Here is a 20,077-nt window from a genome sequence, read left to right on the forward strand (position 1 = left end):
GATACGGCGGCAGATCAGGCCGCCGGTTTTCCATCGTCGACTGACGCCGCGATATCTTGCTTGCCGCCACGGGCCAGTCCGATGAGCCAAAAGACCAGCGGCGAGAGGAGCAGCACCAGACCCAACGCCATCAGGCTGGAGACAAGGCCGTTCGACCAGAAGATCGACAGGTCGCCGTTCGACATCAGCATCGACTGCCGGAAGGCATCCTCCGCCTTGTCACCAAGAACCATCGCCAGAACCAGCGGCGCCAGCGGATAATCCAGTTTCTTGAAGATATAGCCGAGCAGACCGAAGGCGATGACCAGCCAGATGTCCATCACCGAATTCGCCACCTGATAGGCGCCGGAGAAGATCACCGCGACGATAATCGGTCCGATAATCGCAAACGGCACCCGCAGGATCGAGGCGTAGAGCGGCACGGTGGCGAGCACCAGAATGACGGCGACGATGTTGCCGAGATACATCGAGGCGATCAGGCCCCAGACGAAATCAGGGCGGTCGGTGAACAGCGTCGGGCCAGGCGTCAGACCCCAGATCATCAGGCCACCCATCATGACGGCGGCGGTTGCGGAACCGGGAACCCCGAGCGCCAGCATCGGCAGCAGTGCCGAGGTGCCGGCCGAATGGTCAGCGGTTTCCGGGGCAACGATGCCGCGCGGATCACCCTTGCCGAACATCGACTTGTCGCGGGCAGAACGGCGGGCAACGCCGTAGCTCATGAAGGAAGCAGCGGTCGGTCCGGCGGGCGTGATGCCCATCCAGATGCCGATGATGGTAGAGCGCAGGATAGTGAACCAGTAGCGCGGCATTTCCATCAGCGTGCGGCCAATCTCGGAGAGCTTGACGCGCGCCTTGATGCCTTCGAAGCGCAGGCCTTCTTCAGTGGTCAGCAACAACTCGCCGATACCAAACAGGCCCATCACGGCGATCAGGAAGGAAACGCCCTTGATCAGCTCCGGAATATCGTAGGTGAGGCGCAGGTTTCCGGAGATCGTGTCCATGCCGATCGAGGCCAGGCCAAAACCAAGCATCATCGAGACCAGTGTCTTGAAAGGCGATTGCGCACCCATCGAGATGAAGCTGGCAAAGGCGAGGAAATAGACGGCGAAATATTCGGGCGACGAGAACCGCAGCGCGAAGTTGGCGACCCAACCCGACAGAAGCGTGATCATCACGACACCGGCCAGTGCGCCGATACCGGCGGAAACGAAGGCGAGCGTCAGCGCCCGGCTGGCCTGTCCGGACTTCGCCATCGGGTAGCCGTCGAAGGTCGTTGCGACAGACGAGGGCTCTCCTGGGATGTTGAACAGGATGGATGTCGTCGATCCGCCGAACAGCGCGCCCCAGTACATGCAGGACAACAGGATGATCGCCGAGATCGGATCCATCGAGAAGGTCAGCGGTAAAAGCAGCGAAACACCGTTGGGAGCCCCCAACCCGGGAAGCACGCCGACTAGGATGCCGAGCGTCACGCCGAGCATCATCAGCAGAATATGGTTGAAGCTCAGGATATGGCCGAAGCCGTCGATCAGGAGACCGATATTTTCCATGTCTTTCCTCCTAAAGACAACAAGGCGGCAGGATCAATAGATCCCGAACCACGCCTCGACCGGACCTTTCAGGAGCGGAACCTTGAAGCCGATTTCGAAGATGACGAAGAAGAGAAGCGAGACCGTGATGCCCGCAGGCAGGCCGATCCACCATTTGTAGCGGCCCTGGAATGTCATGGCGCCGGCGATATAGAGCGCCGTACCGACATAAAGACCGAGGAAGGTAGAAACCGCCGCAAAGGCAACGAGCGGCAAAAGAAATGACAGGACCACCTTGAAACGGGCCATTTCGAAGAAGATCTCGCCGCTGCCGCGGTGCTTGATCACGGCGCCGATCAGATTGGCAGCACTGCCGAACATGATCAGGAGACCGATATAGAAGGGAAAATATCCAGCGTCCGGCCCCATGTCGGTCCAGCCTGTGCCAGCCTCGATGGAACCGTAGCAGACAGCGGCCCCGAAGGCGCCGGTCAAAAGGGCGACGCCGATTTCCATCGCGAAACGGGACAGACCCTTGGCACTGTTCTCGCTCATCGTTCAAACCTTTCCGGTGGGTGCGGACGCCCTCAAAGCGTCCGCAGGAAACCTGAGTGGGTTTACTTAGCCAGCCAGCCTTCACGCTTCAGCACTTCCGTGACCGAAGCCTCATTGCCCTTGATGAAATCGGCAAACTGTGTGCCGCTCATATAGTCGGCCGACTGCGAGGTGTCAGCGAGATACTTGGCCCATTCCGGCGTTTCGGAAACCTTCTTCAGCACACCGGCGTAGAAATCAACCACGTCCTGCTCGACACCAGCCGGCATCCAGACGGTGCGCGGCATGGAATAGTTGTCGATCGCGATGCCGCTTTCCTTGCAGGTCGGGATATCACCCCAGCCCTGTTCGCCGGCAACCTTGCCTTCGCTCTTCAGCTTCTCGGACTTGAAGACGCAAACCGGCTTGACCATGCCTGCCTGCCACTGGCCGAGGTTTTCGCTCGGGTTGTTGACGTTGGCAGCAATGTGCTCGCCGGCCAGTTGTACGGCTGCTTCGCCGCCACTCTTGAACGGGATGTAACCGAGCTTGGAGCCGGTTGCTTCGTTGATCATCGAGGTCAGAATCTGGTCAACATCCTTGGATTGACTGCCGCCAACCTTGTAGTTGCCGGCTTCCTTGGACTTGGCGACGAAATCGGCGCCCGTCTTGATGTCCGCCTTGCCGTTGACCCATAGAACGAATTCATCGGCTGCAAGCGCTGCAACCGGCGTCAGGTCTTCCGACTTGTAGGGAACCTTGGCGCGAACTGGCAGCAGATAGGCATTGTTGGTACCGAATGCGAGCTTGTAGGAATCGCCCTTGTAGCCAGCCGTATAGACGAAGCCTTCCGCGCCGCCGGCGCTGCCCTTGTTGGTAACAACAACGGGCGCCTTCATCAACTCGTACTTGGCAATGATCGACTGGATGGTGCGGGCAAAAATGTCCGTGCCGCCGCCGGGACCAGCCGTAACGACGAACTCAACCGGACGGTTTGGCTCGAAAGCCATTGCCGGGGCGGCAACACCGAATGCGGCGGCCATGATGCATGCGATTGAGACTGAACTTTTCATCTAAAACTCCTCCGTTGGATGAACGGCGTGGACCTCCTCCACGCCGGTAGAAACCAAAACCGTTCGAATTCAGGCAGCAGCGGCTTGCGCGGCACTTCTTTTCGCCATGCGAGCGGCCAGAAGAATGGCCTCACGGCTTGCTCCGACCTCAGCAGTACCCTTGCCGGCAATGTCGTATGCAGTGCCGTGGGCCGGCGTGCAGAGAGCGAATGGCAGTCCGCCCATCATCGTCACGCCCTTGTCGAAACCCATCATCTTCATCGCGATCTGACCTTGATCGTGATACATGGTGAGCACAGCCTGGAAGCCTTCCTTCAGCGCCCGCAGGAATACGGTGTCTGCCGGGAAGGGGCCTTCGACATCCCATCCGCGCTGGCGGGCAAACTGCACGGCTGGCTCGATGATGTCGATTTCTTCCATGCCAAAGCTGCCGCCGTCGCCGGCATGCGGATTAAGGCCTGCGACCGCGATGCGCGGGTTCTCGTAACCGGCCGCCTTCAGGCACTGCCGCGTCAGCTCGATTTCCGCCAGGATACCATCGACCGACAGATTGGCCGAAACCTCGGACAATGGGATGTGCGAGGTGACGCGCGCATTCCAGACCTTTTCCAGAACGTTGAACTCGCGAACCTTGCCGGTGAAGCCGATAACGTCGGCGACGAAACGGATTTCGTCGTCATAGCCCGGATAGGCGAAACGCATCGCTTTCTTGTTAAACGGCGTGAAGCAGACGGCCTGCGCCCGGCCCTTATCGGCCAGCCCCAGCGCCGTACGGAAATTGGTGGTGGCAAATGTACCGCCAGCAAGCGTCGCTTCGCCGCGATCGACATCAGCCGGATCGAGATGGGCGAGATCAATGAACACGTGCTTTTCCGTGCCCGCACTTTCGAAATTCTCAAGCGATGCAGAAGCAAGGTCGAGCGTCAGCCCGGCGCATTCGGCCCCTTCGTCGAGAATACGGCGATCGCCTATCACGACCAGATGGGCCGCATCGCGAATATCGTCCATCGAAAGTAGCTTGGCGGTCAGTTCGGGGCTGATGCCTGCCGGGTCGCCCATGGCGAGCGCAATGACAGGACGCGCATCGTTGGCGCTCAGGGTCATGGTGAAGGTCCTCCGCTTCATGCTGTTGAAGCCGTCATACGCCATTCAAAATTCTGCATCAAGTCTTTTGTATTCTGTATGCAGCATTTTTTGTTGACGTTAGTTCAGTCAATCTTCATGTTCGAAATGCGCGAAAAAACGATTCAGAAACTCATCGCGGCAGAGCGGAACGGGCTTAAACACATGGACGAGATATCCTCACTGCAGCGCCGCGCCGACGGCAGCGCCGGACCGATCCGGCGCACAGCGCTGCATGACACGCTGGTCAATCACCTGCGTGACATGATCATTGAAGGTGACCTGGAGCCGGGCACACGCCTGCATGAAGGCCAATTGGGTGAGCAACTCGGCGTGTCACGGACACCGCTGCGTGAAGCCATCAAATATCTGGCCAGCGAAGGCCTGGTCGAGCTTGTCCCGAGCCGGGGTGCTGTGGTGAAGCGTTTCAGCCCGAAGGATGTCCACGACATGCTGACGGTGTTGCGCACGCTGGAGGAGCTGGCGGGCCGGCTCGCCTGCGAAATGGCAACCGACGCTGAGGTCGCCGAAGTGCGGGCACTGCACGACGAGATGATCGACCGCTACAAGGCCGCTGACCGCCTGCAATATTACAAGCTCAATCAGGACATCCACACCGCAATCGTGCGGATGGCGCAGAACAGCTCGCTCGTCGATATCCATGCCATGCTGCAGACCCGGTTGAAGCGCATCCGCTTCATCGGCCATGAAGGCCCGGAAAAATGGGCGGCAGCCGTCAGCGAACACGAGGAAATGATCACGGCGCTCGAAGCCCGTGACAAGGTGCGCCTGTCGGAGGTTCTCGGCCGACACCTGTTCAACGCCTGGGACAGGGTTCGGGCTTCGCTGTGATGCGACAGCTCTGACCTACCCAACAGCCGTTTCTATTCGCCGCTTGGCGTGATCGTTTCGCGCCGAAAGGCCGCGGGGCTCTTCGTCGTCCATTTCCGGAACGCGCGATGGAAGGCACTCGGTTCGGAATAGCCGAGCTGCACGGCAATCTCTCCGACGCCTGCATCACTTCCCAGCAGCATTTCGATGGCGCGGTCACGTCGGATCTCGTCCTTGATGCCGGCATAACTCTGGCCCTCTCCTTGCAACCGATGGCGCAACGTCGAGGCAGACATATGCATTTGCGCGGCAAGATCGCTGAACGCGGCCCAGGCCGCCGGCGTCTGCTGGCGCAGCCGCTTGCGCACGGCAGCCGCGAGACCGGCGTCATAGCGGTACCGCACGAGAATATTAGCCGGGGCGCCGCGCAGAAATTGTTTTAAGGCCTGCTCGGTGCGAACGATCGGCAGCTTCAGCACCGCCCGATCGAAGGCGAGGCAGCTGACGGGCTGCGAAAACTGCACGGGCGCGCCGAAAAAAAGGCGATAGTCAGCCCCCTCCAACGGCTCGGCGCAGCGGAAGTCCACCCGGCGGATGGGGATGCGGCGGCCGACCAACCAGCAGGTGATGCCATGCAGCAAGATCCAGTACGTCCGATAGGCGAAAGCCGATCGCGCCTTGCCCTTGTCCGTCAGCACGATTTCAGCGAGACCGTCGCGAATGACCAGCTCGCCGCTTGGATCCTCCAGTACCACACCGAGAAACCGCAGCGCCCGGCGAAGGGCCTGATCCAGCGTTTTCGCATGCAGCACGCAATGACAGAGCAGTGTAAAACTGCCGCTCCGCATCGGCCGCTCGCCCATGCCGAAAAACTCGTCGTCCACCTCTGCTGCCACCGCCAGCCATAGTGCACCATAATTTTCGGCCGAAATCGGCTTCTCGACAACGGGTGGCAATCCCAGCGAAGCCAGAAGCGGCGCTGTCGGTTTGCCTGCCCGGCGCAGGCAATCGAGCGCTTCCTCGACAAACGAGGGCGAGATCATCCGCCGGTCCGCGTCCATCATCAGCTTTCCTCTCATGTGGCAAAACTGGCCGAACAATGAAGGACAGTTCTGTCATCGCTTGCAATACTGCGCAAGCGTAGAGTCGGGCAAAATGCCATGATCGAAATCAGGCATGATGGACGGAACGCGGCGGGGAGGCTGCATGACGTATCGAGGACTGACTGTCGCGCCCCTACGCATGATAAGGGCAGCTCAATGAAGATTTCCGGTAAGGTTTTTGTCGTCACCGGCGGTGGTTCCGGTCTTGGCGCGGCTGTTACTCGGCTGCTGGCCGAGGCTGGCGCCCGCATTGTTGTCGCCGATATCAATCCGGATGCCGGTGCGCAGATCGCCGCAAACCTCGGGACAAGCGCCCATTTCATCCGCACCGACGTCACCAGCGAAGCCGACGGGCAGGCAGCGATCAACGCGGCCCTTGAGACATTCGGCCATCTGCATGGCCTGGTAAACTGCGCTGGCGTTGCGCCGGGCGAAAAGGTTCTGGGCCGCGACGGCCCGCATCGCCTCGAAAGTTTTGCGCAGGCGATCGGCATCAATCTGGTCGGTACATTCAACATGATCCGGCTTGCAGCCGCTGCCATCCAGACGCAGGAACCGGACGGCGAGGGCGAGCGCGGCGTCATCGTCAACACGGCCTCCGTCGCTGCTTTCGACGGGCAAATTGGCCAGGCCGCCTATTCGGCCTCAAAAGGCGGCGTTGTTGGCATGACCCTGCCGATTGCCCGCGAACTCGCACGTTTCGGCATCCGCGTCGTCACCATAGCCCCAGGCATTTTCGAAACACCGATGATGGCCGGCATGCCGCCTGAAACCCAGCAAGCGCTCGGCAAAAACGTGCCGTTTCCGCCGCGCCTCGGCCGCCCCGATGAATTTGCCGCTCTGGTGCACCATATCTGTGAGAACACCATGTTGAACGGCGAGGTCATCCGGCTGGATGGCGCGCTCCGCATGGGGCCGCGTTGATCGCGGTATCGGGAGGTTTGAAATGACAGTGCATGATCCCATCGTCATCGTCGGTTCCGCCCGCACCGCCATGGGCGGATTTCAGGGCGACCTGCAAGGCGCCACCGCGCCGGAACTCGGTGCTGCATCCATCCGCGCCGCATTGAAGCGCAGCGGCGTGGCGCCTGAACTGGTCGAGGAAGTCGTCTTCGGTTGCGTGCTACCCGCAGGGCAGGGGCAGGCGCCCGCCCGTCAGGCGGCAATCGGTGCAGGCATTCCATTCGCCACGGGCGCCAGCACCGTCAACAAGATGTGCGGCTCCGGCATGAAGGCGGCCATGCTCGCGCATGATTTGATCCTCGCTGGCAGCGCCAACATTGCCGTTGCCGGCGGCATGGAAAGCATGAGCAACGCGCCCTATCTGCTCGATCGCGCCCGCGGTGGTTACCGGCTCGGCCATGGCAGGGTGATCGACCATATGTTCCTCGACGGGCTGGAGGATGCCTATGACAAGGGACGCCTGATGGGAACGTTCGCCGAAGATTGCGCCGAGGCCTACCAGTTCACCCGCCCCGCTCAGGACGACTTTGCCGTCACCTCGCTCACCCGCGCCAAGAAGGCGATCGAGGATGGGGCGTTCGACACCGAAATCACGCCGGTCACAGTGAAGGCAGGGAAGACGGAACAGGTCGTCAGCCGCGACGAACAGCCAGGCAAGGCAAGGCTCGAAAAGATTCCGACGCTGAAACCTGCCTTTCGCGAAAACGGCACGGTGACGGCAGCCAATGCCAGCTCGATTTCCGATGGTGCCGCAGCACTTGTGTTGATGCGCCGCTCCGAAGCGGACCGCCGGGGCCTCACGCCGCTTGCCACCATCACCGGCCACTCCACCCATGCCCAGGCTCCCAACCTGTTTGCCACCGCACCGATCGGCGCTTTGAAGAAACTCAGCGAGCGCACTGGCTGGAACCTCAGGGATGTCGATCTGTTCGAGATCAACGAAGCTTTCGCAGTCGTTCCCATGGCAGCGATGCGCGATCTCGACCTGCCGCATTATAAGGTCAACGTGCACGGTGGCGCTTGCGCACTCGGTCACCCCATTGGCGCATCCGGCGCCCGCGTCATCGTCACATTGCTGGCAGCCCTTGAACGCTATGATTTGAAGCGCGGCATGGCCTCGCTCTGCATCGGTGGCGGCGAGGCAACAGCGATCGCAGTCGAGCGGCATTGAGCAGGCAGGGGAGGAGACCCAAACATGATCCTGTCTGAACAGCAGATCCAGATTCGCGACATGGCCCGCGATTTTGCCCGCGAGCGGCTGGCACCAGGTGCAGCTGAGCGCGACGTCTCACATGCTTTTCCGAAGGCCGAACTGAAAGAGATGGGCGAACTCGGCTTCCTCGGCATGCTGGTGCCAGAGGCTTATGGCGGCTCGGAGACCGGAACGGTTGCCTATGCCGTGGCGCTCGAGGAGATTGCCGCCGGCGACGGTCCGTGCTCGACCATCATGAGCGTGCACAGTTCGGTCGGCTGCGTGCCTATCCTGAAATTTGGCACCGAAGAGCAGAAACAGCGGTTTCTGCCGAAACTGGCCTCTGGCGAATGGATCGGCGGTTTTGCGCTAACAGAACCGCAGGCAGGGTCGGATGCATCCAACCTGCGCACCCGCGCCCGCCGCGACGGCGATCATTACGTTCTTGATGGCGCCAAGCAGTTCATCACGTCAGGCAAGAACGGCAACGTCATCATCGTCTTCGCCGTCACCGACCCCGATGCCGGCAAGAAGGGCATTACCGCCTTCATCGTGCCGACGGATACACCGGGTTATGAGGTCGTACGCGTCGAACAGAAGCTCGGCCTGCATTCCTCAGACACGTGCCAGATCGCCTTTACCAACATGCGCATTCCAGCTGACTTACGGCTGGGGGCCGAGGGCGAGGGCTATCGGATAGCGCTCGCCAACCTCGAGGGTGGCCGTATCGGCATCGCCTCACAATCAGTCGGCATGGCACGGGCGGCTTTCGAGGCAGCGCGCGACTATGCCCGCGAACGTATCGCCTTCGGCAAACCGATCATCGAGCATCAGGCCATTGCCTTCCGCCTTGCAGATATGGCGACGCAGATTTCGGCAGCGCGGCAGATGGTGCTCCATGCGGCCGAGTTGAAGGAAGCCGGCGAACCCTGCCTGACGGAGGCCTCGATGGCAAAACTGTTTTCCTCGGAAATGGCGGAAAAAGTCTGCTCTGATGCGATCCAGGTCCATGGCGGTTATGGTTACATGTCGGATTATCCGGTCGAGCGCATCTACCGCGATGTCCGCATTTGCCAGATCTATGAAGGTACAAGCGACGTGCAGCGCATCGTCATTGCGCGTAGTCTATAAGAAAAGAAGCCCTACTTCCGGGAGGAGACTGGAAGACAAGGGTAAAAATGGGAGGAAGCACGAGGCATGACCGAGTTCCCGCAATTGAGCCTGCACGTTCCGGAACCCGCTGTCCGGCCCGGCGGTATGCCGGATTTTTCCAATGTCGATATCGCCAAGGCCGGCTCCGTACCGCGCCCAGAGGTCGATGCTGCGCCGGAAAACATCCGCAATCTCGCCTATTCGATCATTCGCGTGCTCAACCGTGAGGGCGAGGCCGTCGGCCCGTGGGCCGGACTGCTGTCGGATGAGGAGTTGCTGACCGGCCTCAAGCACATGATGAAGCTGCGCGCCTTCGACGCCCGCATGCTGATGGCGCAGCGGCAGGGCAAGACGTCTTTCTATATGCAGCACCTGGGCGAAGAAGCCGTCAGTTGCGCCTTCCGCAAGGCGCTGAAGAAGGGCGACATGAATTTCCCGACCTATCGTCAGGCGGGCCTGCTCATCGCCGACGATTATCCGATGGTCGAGATGATGAACCAGATCTTCTCCAACGAGAAAGATCCGCTTCGCGGACGGCAGCTTCCGATCATGTATTCCTCCAAGGAGCACGGCTTCTTTACGATCTCCGGCAATCTCGCCACCCAATATGTCCAGGCTGTCGGCTGGGCGATGGCGTCGGCCATCAAGAACGACACAAAGATCGCAGCCGCCTGGATCGGCGATGGCTCCACGGCGGAATCCGATTTCCATTCGGCACTGGTCTTTGCCTCGACCTACAAGGCGCCTGTTATCCTCAACATCGTCAACAATCAGTGGGCAATCTCCACCTTCCAGGGCATCGCCCGCGGCGGCTCTGGCACGTTTGCCGCCCGCGGCCTCGGTTTTGGCATTCCGGCGCTGCGGGTCGATGGCAACGACTATCTCGCCGTCTACGCTGTTTCCCTCTGGGCGACCGAGCGCGCACGGCGCAACCTCGGTCCGACGCTCATCGAATATGTGACCTACCGGGTCGGTGGGCATTCCTCGTCCGACGACCCGAGCGCTTACCGCCCGAAGACGGAGTCTGAAGCCTGGCCGCTCGGGGACCCCGTCCTGAGATTGAAAAAACACCTGATCGTCCGTGGTGTCTGGTCCGAAGAGCGGCATGTCCAGGCCGAAGCCGAAATCCTCGACGAGGTGATCCAGGCGCAGAAGGAAGCCGAAACCCATGGCACCCTGCATGCCGGCGGCAAGCCGTCCGTGCGCGATATTTTCGAGGGCGTCTATGCCGAGATGCCGCCCCATATTCGCCGCCAGCGGCAGAAGGCAGGATACTGACATGGCGAGAATGACAATGATCGAGGCCGTGCGCAGCGCCATGGACGTTTCGATGGAGCGCGATGACGATGTGGTGGTGTTCGGCGAGGATGTCGGCTATTTCGGCGGCGTCTTCCGCTGCACCCAAGGGCTTCAGGCGAAATACGGCAAGACCCGCTGCTTCGATGCGCCGATCAGCGAAAGCGGCATCGTCGGCACCGCGATCGGCATGGCCGCCTATGGCCTGAAACCCTGCGTCGAGATCCAGTTCGCCGATTACATGTATCCGGCCTATGACCAGATCACCCAGGAAGCCGCCCGCATCCGATACCGGTCGAACGGCGATTTCACCTGCCCGATCGTACTCAGAATGCCGACAGGCGGCGGCATTTTCGGCGGCCAGACGCATAGCCAAAGCCCGGAGGCGCTGTTTACCCATGTCTGCGGCCTGAAAGTCGTGGTTCCGTCCAATCCCTACGATGCCAAGGGCCTGCTGATCGCCTCGATCGAAGACCCCGACCCGGTGATGTTCCTTGAACCGAAGCGGCTTTATAACGGCCCGTTCGATGGCCACCACGACAGGCCAGTAACACCCTGGTCCAAGCATGACCTGGGCGAGGTGCCGGAAGGCCATTACAGCATCCCGATCGGCAAGGCGGAAATCCGCCGGCCGGGTTCTGCGATGACGGTCATTGCCTATGGCACGATGGTGCATGTGGCGCTGGCAGCGGTCGAGGAAATGGGCGTTGATGCAGAGGTCATTGACCTGCGCAGCCTTTTGCCGCTCGATCTCGATGCGATCGTGCAATCCGTTACCAAGACCGGCCGCTGCGTCGTCGTGCACGAAGCGACCCTGACATCCGGCTATGGCGCTGAACTGGCCGCACTGGTGCAGGAGCATTGCTTCTATCATCTGGAGGCTCCCATCGTTCGCGTCACGGGCTGGGATACGCCCTATCCGCATGCGCAGGAGTGGGATTATTTCCCCGGACCCGGCCGTGTCGGGCGTGCGCTTGCCGAAGTGATGGAGGCGTGACCATGGGTGAATTCATCATCAAGATGCCGGATGTCGGCGAAGGCGTGGCGGAAGCCGAGCTCGTCGAATGGCATGTAAAACCCGGCGATCCCGTCCGCGAAGACATGATCCTCGCCGCTGTCATGACCGACAAGGCGACGGTTGAAATCCCATCACCTGTCAATGGTACCGTGCTCTGGCTGGGTGCTGAGATCGGCGATACCGTTGCAGTCAAGGCACCGCTGGTACGCATCCAGGTGGTGGGAGAGGGTGGCGAAGCAGATGCGGTTCCGATGGCGGAAACAGTGACGATCGAGCCTGCCGAGCAGCCTGTTGAAACGCTGGCCAGTGCGCCCGCCGCCGAAGCGAAGAAACCCATTCAGCCGGCACTCTTCACCAAGGCGCCGGTGCAAACCTTGGCGGACAAACCTTTGGCTTCGCCTGCCATCCGCCTTCGGGCGCAGGATAGCGGTGTCGACCTGCGTCAGGTGACCGGCACCGGGCCGGCCGGACGCATCACCCATGACGACCTCGACCAGTTCCTTACCCGTGGTGCGCAGCCGCAAGCAGCGCCCGCCGGCCTTGCCCGCAAAACCGCAGTCGAGGACATCAAGGTCACCGGCCTGCGCCGCCGCATCTCCGAGAAAATGGTGCTGGCAACATCGCGTATTCCCCACATCACCTATGTCGAGGAAATCGACGTCACCGATCTGGAGGACCTGCGCGCGACAATGAACGCCGGCCGCAAGCCTGACCAGACGAAGCTGACGATCCTGCCTTTCCTGATGCGGGCCATGGTCAGGACCATCGATGAGCAGCCGGTCGTCAACGCCACCTTCGACGACGATGCCGGCATTATCAGCCGCCATGCGGCCGTGAATATCGGCATAGCCACCCAGACGCCAGCAGGCCTGACCGTGCCGGTGGTGCGCCATGCCGAAGCGCGCGGGATATGGGATTGTGCCGCCGAATTGGTGCGGCTGGCGGACGCCGCACGAACAGGCTCGGCTTTGCGTGAGGAACTGTCCGGTTCGACCATCACCATCACGTCGCTCGGCGCCATGGGCGGCATCGTCACGACGCCGATCATCAACCACCCGGAAGTGGCGATCGTCGGCGTCAACAAGATCATGATGCGACCCGTCTGGGACGGCAACCAGTTCATTCCACGCAAGATGATGAACCTGTCGTCGAGCTTCGATCATCGGGTGGTTGACGGCTGGGATGCGGCAACCTTCGTCCAGCGGATCAAGGCGCTGCTCGAAACCCCCGCACTGATTTTCATTGAAAGCTGAGCCTATGAAAGAGATCGTCTGCAAACTTCTCGTCATCGGAGCCGGCCCCGGCGGTTACATCTGCGCAATCCGCGCTGGTCAGCTCGGGGTCGATACCGTCATCGTCGAGGCCGTCAAGGCCGGTGGAACCTGCCTCAATATCGGCTGCATTCCCTCCAAGGCTTTGATCCACGCGGCAGAAGAATTCGAGAAGGTCGGCCACATGGCTGGCAGCAAAAGCCCGCTCGGCATCTCCGTCGAACAACCCAAGCTCGACCTCGCCAAGACCATCGCCTGGAAGGACGGTATCGTCGGACGGCTGAACAGCGGCGTGCTGGGTCTCCTGCGCAAGGCCCGGGTCAAGATCGTCCATGGCCGGGCAAAATTCCGCGACGGCAAGACCGTCGAGGTCGAGACGGAAACCGGAATGCAGGTGATCCGTGCCGAAACGATAGTCATCGCCACCGGTTCGGAACCGGTTGAATTGCCTTTCCTGCCCTTTGGCGGACCGGTGATTTCCTCCACCGAGGCCTTGTCCCTGAAAACCGTACCGCAAAAGCTGGTGGTCGTCGGAGGCGGTTACATAGGCCTTGAACTCGGCACCGCCTTTGCAAAGCTGGGCTCCGAGGTAACGGTCGTTGAAGCCACGCCGCAGATCCTGCCGCAATATGATTCCGAACTGGTGAAGCCGGTCGCCAAGCGGCTTGCCGATCTTGGTATCCGCGTCCTAACCGGCGCCAAGGCCAAGAGCCTTTCCGGCAACGCACTTCTGATCGAAACCGCCGAAGGCGCGGAAGAACAGCTTACCGCTGACAAAATCCTCGTGACTGTCGGCCGCAAGCCGCGCACCGAAGGCTGGGGGCTGGACGAACTGGACCTCGATCGCGCCGGCAAATTCCTGCGCATCGACGACCGTTGCCGGACATCCATGCGCGGCATCCATGCCATCGGCGATATCACCGGCGAACCGATGCTGGCCCACCGGGCCATGGCGCAGGGCGAAATGGTCGCCGAAATCGTCGCGGGCAGGAAACGGACCTGGGACAAACGTTGCATTCCGGCCGTCTGCTTCACCGATCCGGAAATCGTCACCGCCGGCCTGTCACCGGATGAGGCGCGGGCGCAGGGTTTCGAAATCCGTGTCGGTCAATTCCCCTTCAATGCCAACGGCCGCGCCATGACCATGCTCTCGGAAGACGGTTTCGTGCGCATCGTGGCGCGCGCGGACAGCAACCTCGTTCTCGGTATCCAGGCCGTCGGTGCCGGTGTTTCCGAACTATCCAGCGCGTTTGCGCTGGCAATCGAAATGGGTGCGCGGCTGGAAGATATCGCCGGAACGATCCATGCTCACCCGACACGCAGCGAAGGCTTCCAGGAAGCCGCCTTGAAAGCGCTTGGCCATGCCCTCCACATCTGATCCCACCACCGTGCAAGCCGAAACGCTGGTCGAGCGCCATGGCGCACTCGGCCGTATCCGCCTCAACCGTCCAAAAGCGCTCAACAGCCTGACACTACAGATGGTGCGCGACATCGAGGCGGCGCTCGACGATTTCGAACGTGATCCGGCCATAGCTGCCGTGCTTGTCACGGGCGAGGGGGAGCGCGGTCTCTGCGCAGGGGGCGATATCCGCGCCATCTATGACGGTGGCAGAGCCGGATCGCACGAGCCGGCAACATTCTGGCGCGAAGAGTATAAACTCAACGCCCGCATCGGCGCTTTCCCGAAACCCTATGCCGTCATCATGGATGGCATCGTCATGGGGGGCGGTGTCGGCATCTCCGTTTATGGCAGCCACCGGATCGTCACCGAACGCACCCGTTTTGCCATGCCCGAAACCGGCATCGGCTTTTTCCCGGATGTCGGCGCATCCTGGTTCCTGACGCGCCAGGCCGGTGAACTCGGCACCTATGTCGGCCTGACCGGCGAACCACTGGGCGCCGCCGATGCGATCCTCGTCGGTCTTGCCGATGTTTTTATCCGGTCCGAAAGGCTTGCCGAGTTGAGCAAGGCTTTGGCATCGCTCCCGGCGGACAGCCCGCGCAAGGCGATATCAACCGTGATCGACGGCTTTTCAGATGTGCCGCCCGCCGGTGTTCTGCAGCCACAACAGCAGGCCATCAATCGCCTCTTCGCCTTCAACACTATCGAAGAGATTCTCGCAGCGGTGCGGGCGGATGGCAGCCCTTTCCCCGAAAAGCTCCTCGCCGTTCTCTCGGCCAAATCACCGCTCAGCCTCAACGTGACGCTGCGCCTCCTGCGGCTTGGCCGCGAGACGCGCAAGCTGGAAGATAGCCTGGAACGGGAATTTTCGGCGACGGCCGCAGTCCTGCGCAGCCATGATTTCTACGAGGGCGTTCGGGCTGCGGTGATCGACAAGGACCGCAATCCGCAGTGGCGGCCAGCACGGCTTGCCGATGTCACCGCAGCTGACGTCGATGCCTATTTCCAGCCCTCTGCCCATCCGCTCTTTGCGGCTAAGATCAAGGAAGGATCAACAACATGACGATCGGCTTTATCGGTCTCGGTCACATGGGCGGCCCGATGGCTGCCAACCTCGTCAAGGCAGGTCATACGGTCAGGGGTTTCGACCTGTCCCAACCGCTGCTGGACGAAGCGCGCGGCAAGGGCATCACCGCCTGTGCGTCGCTTGCCGAGGCAGTCTCTAGCGTCGATACCGTCATCACCATGCTTCCCGCCGGCAAACATGTCCTGTCGGTCTGGCAGGAACTGGTGGCATTGGTGCCATCCGGCACGCTGCTGATAGACTGCTCAACCATCGATATCGACAGCGCCCGAAAGGCGCATGACATGGCGGCCGCCAAGGGCTGCCCGTCGCTCGATGCGCCCGTATCGGGAGGAACCGGCGGCGCTACGGCGGGGACACTGACCTTCATGATCGGCGGCGAACAAGCCGTGTTCTCTAAATCTCAGCCAATCTTCGAAGCGATGGGGAAACGCATCATTCATTGCGGCGGGGCAGCGGTCGGGCAGGCGGCCAAGATCTGCAACAACATGATCCTCGGCATCAGCATGATTGCCGTTGGCGAAGCCTTTGTGCTTGGTGAAAAGCTCGGCCTCTCGCATCAGGCGCTGTTCGATGTCGCCTCGGTATCCTCGGGCCAGTGCTGGTCGCTGACCACCTATTGCCCGGTGCCTGGCCCAGTTCCAACATCGCCGGCCAACAATGACTACAAACCGGGCTTTGCCGGCGCGTTGATGTTGAAGGACCTGAAGCTTTCTCAGGAAGCTGCGTGGTCCGCAGGCGCCACAACGCCGCTTGGCGCCAAGGCCGCCGAACTCTATGCCCTGTTCAACGAACTTGGAAACGCCGACAAGGATTTTTCCGGCATCATCGACATGCTACGGCAACAGTCCGACAGTACCGCCTGATAAAACCCTGAACCGCCTGCAAGAGGATCACGCCCATGGAAAAACCGATCATCGTCGAACAGCAGGGCCGGGTCGTCATCGTCACGCTCAACCGGCCAGCAGCCCGCAATGCACTCAATTCCGAGATCATGAACGCGCTGGCGACAGACCTTGCGCCACTCGACCGCGACCCCGGTGTCGGCTGCTTCGTGCTGAAGGGCTCCGACAAGGCCTTTGCCGCCGGCGCCGATATCAAGGAAATGGCCGACAAGTCATTCCCCGACATGTTCGGCGAAGACTTCTTTGCCGCCTGGGACCGGTTCGCGTCGTTCCGCACGCCGAAGATCGCTGCGGTTTCGGGCTACGCGCTCGGCGGCGGCTGCGAACTGGCGATGATGTGCGACATGATCTTTGCCGCCGATACCGCGATGTTCGGTCAGCCAGAGATCAAGCTCGGCGTCATCCCCGGCATGGGCGGCTCGCAGCGGCTGACGAAACTGGTCGGCAAGGCAAAGGCGATGGACATGATCCTCACCGGCCGGATGATGGACGCAACCGAGGCCGAACGCTGCGGCCTCGTCGCCCGCGTGCTGCCCGCCGAAAAGCTGCTAGAGGAAACGCTGACAGCGGCCCAGACGATCGCCGGCTACGGCAAGGCCGCCACCATGGCGGCACGTGAGGCCGTCGATCGCGCCCTTGAAGGCGGTCTACGCGAGGGTATCCTGTTCGAACGCCGCATCTTTCACGCCCTGTTTGCCACCAGCGACCAGAAGGAAGGCATGGCCGCTTTCGTCGAAAAGCGCGCCCCGCAATTCCAGGGCAAGTGAAAGGTTATTGCAGCCGGAACCGGTCTATTGACCGCCGTCCGAAATAACCGAACTGCGGGCGGCTGCAACGATCGCATCGATCGCTACGCGCAATCGGGGCAGCATCATCGGTGTCGTCGGCCAGACCACATGAATGGGCAGATCACTCTCGATCCGCCCAGGCAGCACCTGTTTCAAAGCACCGGACGCCAGCTCCGGCGCTGCCAGCCACTGCGGCAGCAAACCGATACCGCGGCCGGTCTTGATCGCTGAAAGCATCAGGACACTGCCATCGAGCGTCAGCCGGGCGGGGGGCGTCCACGTCTCGACGCCGCCATCTGGGCCTGCGATTGGCCAGGGAGCAATACCTCTCTCGCCGCTGCTTGCGATCAGCCGATGCGGCGAAAGATCGGATATCGATTGGGGTGTTCCGTGCTGATCGAGATAGCCCGGCGACGCGCAGAGCACGATCGTCTGCGTACCAAGACGGCGGGCAGTCAGGCCGGATGTATCGGGCAGATGGCCGATCCTTACGGCCAGATCCACCCGTTGTGCGATAAAATCCACCTTTTCGGCGCTCAGCCTGATGTCGAAGGAGAGAAGGGGATGAGCATCCGCCACGGCAAAGAGCGCTGGAGCGACGATCGACATGCCAAACTGCGGCGGCAGGCTGACCCGCAGCAATCCGCTCGGCTCGTTCCGGGTGGCAACCAGTTCCGCCTCGACCCGGTCGATCTCTTCAAGCGCATGGCGGCAAACGCCGGCGTAATGCTCGCCCTCCTGCGTCAGTTGCAACCGCCGCGTGGTCCTTTCGAGCAAACGAACCCCGAGCCGGGCCTCCAGCCGCGCAATCGACTTGGCAACAGCGGAGGGCGAAAGACGCAGCTGCGCCGCCGCCGCCGCAAAGGAGCGCGCGCTGCAAACCGCAAGGAAAATGCGGATCGAACCGGTTCGGTCATTCTTCGACATGACCCATCTAGCGAAGACAAGTCCTGAATGTCACGAACAAACGTCGCTTTCCAGGCTATAAAGTCGGCAATACAGTCAATCCCATGAGAAAGGCGAAAACATATGCCATCATCGGCGGAACCTCGGGAATGGGTTTCGGCCTTGCGCAACGGCTTGTCGAGCGGGGTGACAGGGTCCTGATCGGCGGCAGATCCAGCGGGCGGCTGGAGCAGGCAAAGCAACAGCTCGGTCCGCTGGCCATCGTCCGCACAGTCGATATGGAGGATAGGGCGTCTCTCGCAACCTATTTCGCCGGCGAAGATGAGTTGGCCGGCTTGTTCACACCGGGTGCCACCTATCGTACGGCCTCTTTCAGGGATGCAGATACGGAAACGGCGGAGAGCCCGTTCCGGGCGAAGTTTTGGGCCCAGTACTGGGCGGTGCACACAGCATTACCCCATCTCGCCACGGATGCCGCAATCGTGTTGATGTCGGGCGCAGCCTCGGTTCGGCCGCTCGGCAACCCGGCCTACTCCGCCTGCAATGCAGCGATCGAAGGTCTTGCCCGGGCGCTGGCCGTGGAGTTGCGGCCAATCCGGGTCAATTGCCTCTCTCCCGGCACCATCGACAGCGAACTCTGGCGCAACCGTGACTCCGCCTTCCGCGAACCGGTTTTCGATGGCTGGCGGGCACTCAACCTCACCGGCGAGGTCGGCACTGTCGATGACGCGGTAGATGCCGCGCTGTTCCTGCTCGACAACGGCAACATGAACGGATCAACCCTCTACAACGATGGTGGTTACACCATGCGCTGATGGTCGGCGCTGAAGGGCAGCGATTGCGTCGTCGCTTAAGACTTGCCCACGACCACCGTCTCGCCATCCGCAGGGATCAACAGTCGTGAAGCCGCAATGCCTTTTTCGTCTGCGGCCTGACGTAGGTCCTGACGGCTGATCGTGGCATGGTCGAGCGCTTCCATATGGGTGGCAATAATGATTGCATCCGGCGCTGCGTCACACACGGCAACCGTTTCCGCCGCGTCCATGACGATCAGATCGCCATCCCACCGCGCACCGCAGGAGTGGGTGATGATGATATCCGGCTTCGCCTTCCGGATCGTGTTCTCAACAGGCGGATAGAACACCGTATCACCGGCCCAGTAGATCGAAGGCTCGTCCGCCGCCTCAAGGCTGAAGCCCATGACCGACCCCATCAACTCGACCACCGGCCCAAGCCCATGGCTGCCTTCACGGCGCGTCAGCGTCAGCCCCTCCCAGACGGCGCTTTCGGTCAGCGGCGTCACGTTGGTGAACCCGGCCTTGCGGATCGTCACCTCATCGCCCGGCTGACAAAAAAGCGGCAAATGTTTCGGCACCCGCTGTATGGCGACGCTATCGAAATGGTCGTCATGCAGATGCGACACGATCACCAGTTCCACGCCCTCAAGAATATCCTCGGTCCCAAGTGGAAGCTCCACCATCGGATTGGGCGACCGGCCGGTAAAAGACGGCAAGCTGTGTTTCGGCGCCAGATAGGGATCGATTAGCACGATACGCCCGGCATACTCGAGCTTCAGGGTGGCATTGCGGATCAGCTGGAGTTTCATGCGTTCTTCCCGGTCAAGAGTTGGCTGGCAGTGTTCAGCATCATCCTCACGCCCGCCACGATAAAATCAAGCCCCAAGAGAATGCGGCGATGATGGCGAGGTCAGGGGTCTGTCGCGCTTCATCCTCGAACCCACCCGGCTACATGCCCTGTGGCGGCAAGGTTGAATTGTCCGGATCTGCGCAAAGTTAAAGTGTCACTTTGGGCGCATCTTCAGCCGTTTAGAAATGCGACACGCGACATGTCCACATGCGCTGAGGCAAGCCCCCGACCGGACCGGCTGGGCCGGGTTGCAAGGGC

19 protein-coding genes are annotated in these 20,077 nt (G+C 61.3%); 12 read left to right on the forward strand and 7 right to left on the reverse strand.

Features of this window, described 5'->3' with window-relative positions; genetic code table 11:
- Positions 1 to 14: 14 nt before the first annotated feature.
- From R6X40_RS19095 to R6X40_RS19110, 4 genes are all read right to left on the reverse strand, one after another.
- Positions 15 to 1,553, reverse strand: a complete 1,539-nt coding sequence (locus R6X40_RS19095) for a tripartite tricarboxylate transporter permease (RefSeq protein ID WP_318415385.1) — start codon at positions 1,551 to 1,553, stop codon at positions 15 to 17.
- Between the two features lie 33 nt (positions 1,554 to 1,586).
- Positions 1,587 to 2,087 carry a tripartite tricarboxylate transporter TctB family protein gene (locus R6X40_RS19100; RefSeq protein WP_318415386.1) on the reverse strand — a complete coding sequence of 167 codons (501 nt, stop codon included), beginning with the start codon at positions 2,085 to 2,087 and terminating at the stop codon, positions 1,587 to 1,589.
- 62 nt (positions 2,088 to 2,149) lie between these two features.
- Positions 2,150 to 3,139 carry a tripartite tricarboxylate transporter substrate binding protein gene (locus R6X40_RS19105; RefSeq protein ID WP_318415387.1) on the reverse strand — a complete coding sequence of 330 codons (990 nt, stop codon included), beginning with the start codon at positions 3,137 to 3,139 and terminating at the stop codon, positions 2,150 to 2,152.
- Between the two features lie 69 nt (positions 3,140 to 3,208).
- Complete coding sequence (locus R6X40_RS19110) at positions 3,209 to 4,243, reverse strand: 4-hydroxythreonine-4-phosphate dehydrogenase PdxA (RefSeq protein ID WP_318415388.1); 1,035 nt, start codon at positions 4,241 to 4,243, stop codon at positions 3,209 to 3,211.
- A 183-nt stretch (positions 4,244 to 4,426) separates the two neighbouring features.
- Here R6X40_RS19110 and R6X40_RS19115 point away from each other — a divergent pair, with 183 nt between their 5' ends.
- On the forward strand, positions 4,427 to 5,113 hold the full coding sequence (locus R6X40_RS19115) for a GntR family transcriptional regulator (RefSeq protein ID WP_318415389.1): 687 nt from the start codon (positions 4,427 to 4,429) through the stop codon (positions 5,111 to 5,113).
- 32 nt (positions 5,114 to 5,145) lie between these two features.
- Here the strand turns inward: R6X40_RS19115 and R6X40_RS19120 are convergent, their stop codons facing one another.
- Positions 5,146 to 6,156, reverse strand: coding sequence for an AraC family transcriptional regulator (locus R6X40_RS19120; RefSeq protein ID WP_318415390.1), 1,011 nt, complete (start codon positions 6,154 to 6,156; stop codon positions 5,146 to 5,148).
- A 195-nt stretch (positions 6,157 to 6,351) separates the two neighbouring features.
- Between R6X40_RS19120 and R6X40_RS19125 the strand changes: the two genes are divergently transcribed.
- The 10 genes from R6X40_RS19125 (at position 6,352) to R6X40_RS19170 (ending at position 17,245) form a co-directional block, all read left to right on the forward strand.
- Positions 6,352 to 7,119 (forward strand): 3-hydroxyacyl-CoA dehydrogenase, encoded by a 768-nt coding sequence (locus R6X40_RS19125; RefSeq protein ID WP_318415391.1) that lies wholly within the window; start codon positions 6,352 to 6,354, stop codon positions 7,117 to 7,119.
- Positions 7,120 to 7,141: 22 nt separating this feature from the next.
- Positions 7,142 to 8,329, forward strand: coding sequence for an acetyl-CoA C-acyltransferase (locus R6X40_RS19130; protein ID WP_318415392.1), 1,188 nt, complete (start codon positions 7,142 to 7,144; stop codon positions 8,327 to 8,329).
- A 24-nt stretch (positions 8,330 to 8,353) separates the two neighbouring features.
- Positions 8,354 to 9,481, forward strand: coding sequence for an acyl-CoA dehydrogenase family protein (locus R6X40_RS19135; RefSeq protein ID WP_318415393.1), 1,128 nt, complete (start codon positions 8,354 to 8,356; stop codon positions 9,479 to 9,481).
- Positions 9,482 to 9,547: 66 nt separating this feature from the next.
- A complete protein-coding gene (locus tag R6X40_RS19140) occupies positions 9,548 to 10,780 on the forward strand; it encodes a 3-methyl-2-oxobutanoate dehydrogenase (2-methylpropanoyl-transferring) subunit alpha (protein WP_318415394.1) in 1,233 nt (410 codons plus the stop codon).
- 1 nt (position 10,781) lies between these two features.
- A complete protein-coding gene (locus tag R6X40_RS19145) occupies positions 10,782 to 11,795 on the forward strand; it encodes an alpha-ketoacid dehydrogenase subunit beta (protein ID WP_318415395.1) in 1,014 nt (337 codons plus the stop codon).
- A gap of 2 nt (positions 11,796 to 11,797) precedes the next feature.
- On the forward strand, positions 11,798 to 13,069 hold the full coding sequence (locus tag R6X40_RS19150; RefSeq protein WP_318415396.1) for a dihydrolipoamide acetyltransferase family protein: 1,272 nt from the start codon (positions 11,798 to 11,800) through the stop codon (positions 13,067 to 13,069).
- 4 nt (positions 13,070 to 13,073) lie between these two features.
- On the forward strand, positions 13,074 to 14,465 hold the full coding sequence (lpdA, locus tag R6X40_RS19155; RefSeq protein WP_318415397.1) for a dihydrolipoyl dehydrogenase: 1,392 nt from the start codon (positions 13,074 to 13,076) through the stop codon (positions 14,463 to 14,465).
- Complete coding sequence (locus tag R6X40_RS19160) at positions 14,449 to 15,552, forward strand: enoyl-CoA hydratase/isomerase family protein (protein WP_318415398.1); 1,104 nt, start codon at positions 14,449 to 14,451, stop codon at positions 15,550 to 15,552. Before lpdA ends, R6X40_RS19160 begins: the two co-directional genes overlap by 17 nt.
- The gene (mmsB, locus tag R6X40_RS19165; RefSeq protein ID WP_318415399.1) at positions 15,549 to 16,439 is read left to right on the forward strand and encodes a 3-hydroxyisobutyrate dehydrogenase; all 891 of its coding nucleotides are present in this window, start codon (positions 15,549 to 15,551) and stop codon (positions 16,437 to 16,439) included. The genes R6X40_RS19160 and mmsB overlap by 4 nt, the downstream gene beginning before the upstream one ends.
- A 35-nt stretch (positions 16,440 to 16,474) precedes the next feature.
- The gene (locus R6X40_RS19170; RefSeq protein WP_318415400.1) at positions 16,475 to 17,245 is read left to right on the forward strand and encodes an enoyl-CoA hydratase; all 771 of its coding nucleotides are present in this window, start codon (positions 16,475 to 16,477) and stop codon (positions 17,243 to 17,245) included.
- Between the two features lie 24 nt (positions 17,246 to 17,269).
- Here the strand turns inward: R6X40_RS19170 and R6X40_RS19175 are convergent, their stop codons facing one another.
- Positions 17,270 to 18,193: a LysR family transcriptional regulator gene (locus R6X40_RS19175; protein ID WP_318415401.1), complete on the reverse strand. Its 924-nt coding sequence runs from the start codon at positions 18,191 to 18,193 to the stop codon at positions 17,270 to 17,272.
- An 83-nt stretch (positions 18,194 to 18,276) separates the two neighbouring features.
- Here R6X40_RS19175 and R6X40_RS19180 point away from each other — a divergent pair, with 83 nt between their 5' ends.
- On the forward strand, positions 18,277 to 18,987 hold the full coding sequence (locus R6X40_RS19180; RefSeq protein ID WP_318415402.1) for an SDR family oxidoreductase: 711 nt from the start codon (positions 18,277 to 18,279) through the stop codon (positions 18,985 to 18,987).
- 35 nt (positions 18,988 to 19,022) lie between these two features.
- Here R6X40_RS19180 and R6X40_RS19185 read toward each other — a convergent pair whose 3' ends face one another.
- Entirely contained in the window at positions 19,023 to 19,778 is a 756-nt protein-coding gene (locus R6X40_RS19185) for an MBL fold metallo-hydrolase (protein ID WP_318415403.1), read from the reverse strand.
- Between the last annotated feature and the right edge of the window lie 299 nt (positions 19,779 to 20,077).

The organism is Rhizobium sp. PL01, from assembly GCF_033447125.1.
Classification (GTDB): domain Bacteria; phylum Pseudomonadota; class Alphaproteobacteria; order Rhizobiales; family Rhizobiaceae; genus Pararhizobium.

Coding starts and splice junctions, on each gene's coding strand:
- R6X40_RS19095 (WP_318415385.1), bottom strand. CDS start 1,553: ATGGAAAATATCGGTCTCCTGATCGACGGCTTCGGCCATATCCTGAGC.
- R6X40_RS19100 (WP_318415386.1), bottom strand. CDS start 2,087: ATGAGCGAGAACAGTGCCAAGGGTCTGTCCCGTTTCGCGATGGAAATC.
- R6X40_RS19105 (WP_318415387.1), bottom strand. CDS start 3,139: ATGAAAAGTTCAGTCTCAATCGCATGCATCATGGCCGCCGCATTCGGT.
- R6X40_RS19110 (WP_318415388.1), bottom strand. CDS start 4,243: ATGACCCTGAGCGCCAACGATGCGCGTCCTGTCATTGCGCTCGCCATG.
- R6X40_RS19115 (WP_318415389.1), top strand. CDS start 4,427: ATGGACGAGATATCCTCACTGCAGCGCCGCGCCGACGGCAGCGCCGGA.
- R6X40_RS19120 (WP_318415390.1), bottom strand. CDS start 6,156: ATGATGGACGCGGACCGGCGGATGATCTCGCCCTCGTTTGTCGAGGAA.
- R6X40_RS19125 (WP_318415391.1), top strand. CDS start 6,352: ATGAAGATTTCCGGTAAGGTTTTTGTCGTCACCGGCGGTGGTTCCGGT.
- R6X40_RS19130 (WP_318415392.1), top strand. CDS start 7,142: ATGACAGTGCATGATCCCATCGTCATCGTCGGTTCCGCCCGCACCGCC.
- R6X40_RS19135 (WP_318415393.1), top strand. CDS start 8,354: ATGATCCTGTCTGAACAGCAGATCCAGATTCGCGACATGGCCCGCGAT.
- R6X40_RS19140 (WP_318415394.1), top strand. CDS start 9,548: ATGACCGAGTTCCCGCAATTGAGCCTGCACGTTCCGGAACCCGCTGTC.
- R6X40_RS19145 (WP_318415395.1), top strand. CDS start 10,782: ATGGCGAGAATGACAATGATCGAGGCCGTGCGCAGCGCCATGGACGTT.
- R6X40_RS19150 (WP_318415396.1), top strand. CDS start 11,798: ATGGGTGAATTCATCATCAAGATGCCGGATGTCGGCGAAGGCGTGGCG.
- lpdA (WP_318415397.1), top strand. CDS start 13,074: ATGAAAGAGATCGTCTGCAAACTTCTCGTCATCGGAGCCGGCCCCGGC.
- R6X40_RS19160 (WP_318415398.1), top strand. CDS start 14,449: ATGCCCTCCACATCTGATCCCACCACCGTGCAAGCCGAAACGCTGGTC.
- mmsB (WP_318415399.1), top strand. CDS start 15,549: ATGACGATCGGCTTTATCGGTCTCGGTCACATGGGCGGCCCGATGGCT.
- R6X40_RS19170 (WP_318415400.1), top strand. CDS start 16,475: ATGGAAAAACCGATCATCGTCGAACAGCAGGGCCGGGTCGTCATCGTC.
- R6X40_RS19175 (WP_318415401.1), bottom strand. CDS start 18,193: ATGTCGAAGAATGACCGAACCGGTTCGATCCGCATTTTCCTTGCGGTT.
- R6X40_RS19180 (WP_318415402.1), top strand. CDS start 18,277: ATGAGAAAGGCGAAAACATATGCCATCATCGGCGGAACCTCGGGAATG.
- R6X40_RS19185 (WP_318415403.1), bottom strand. CDS start 19,778: ATGAAACTCCAGCTGATCCGCAATGCCACCCTGAAGCTCGAGTATGCC.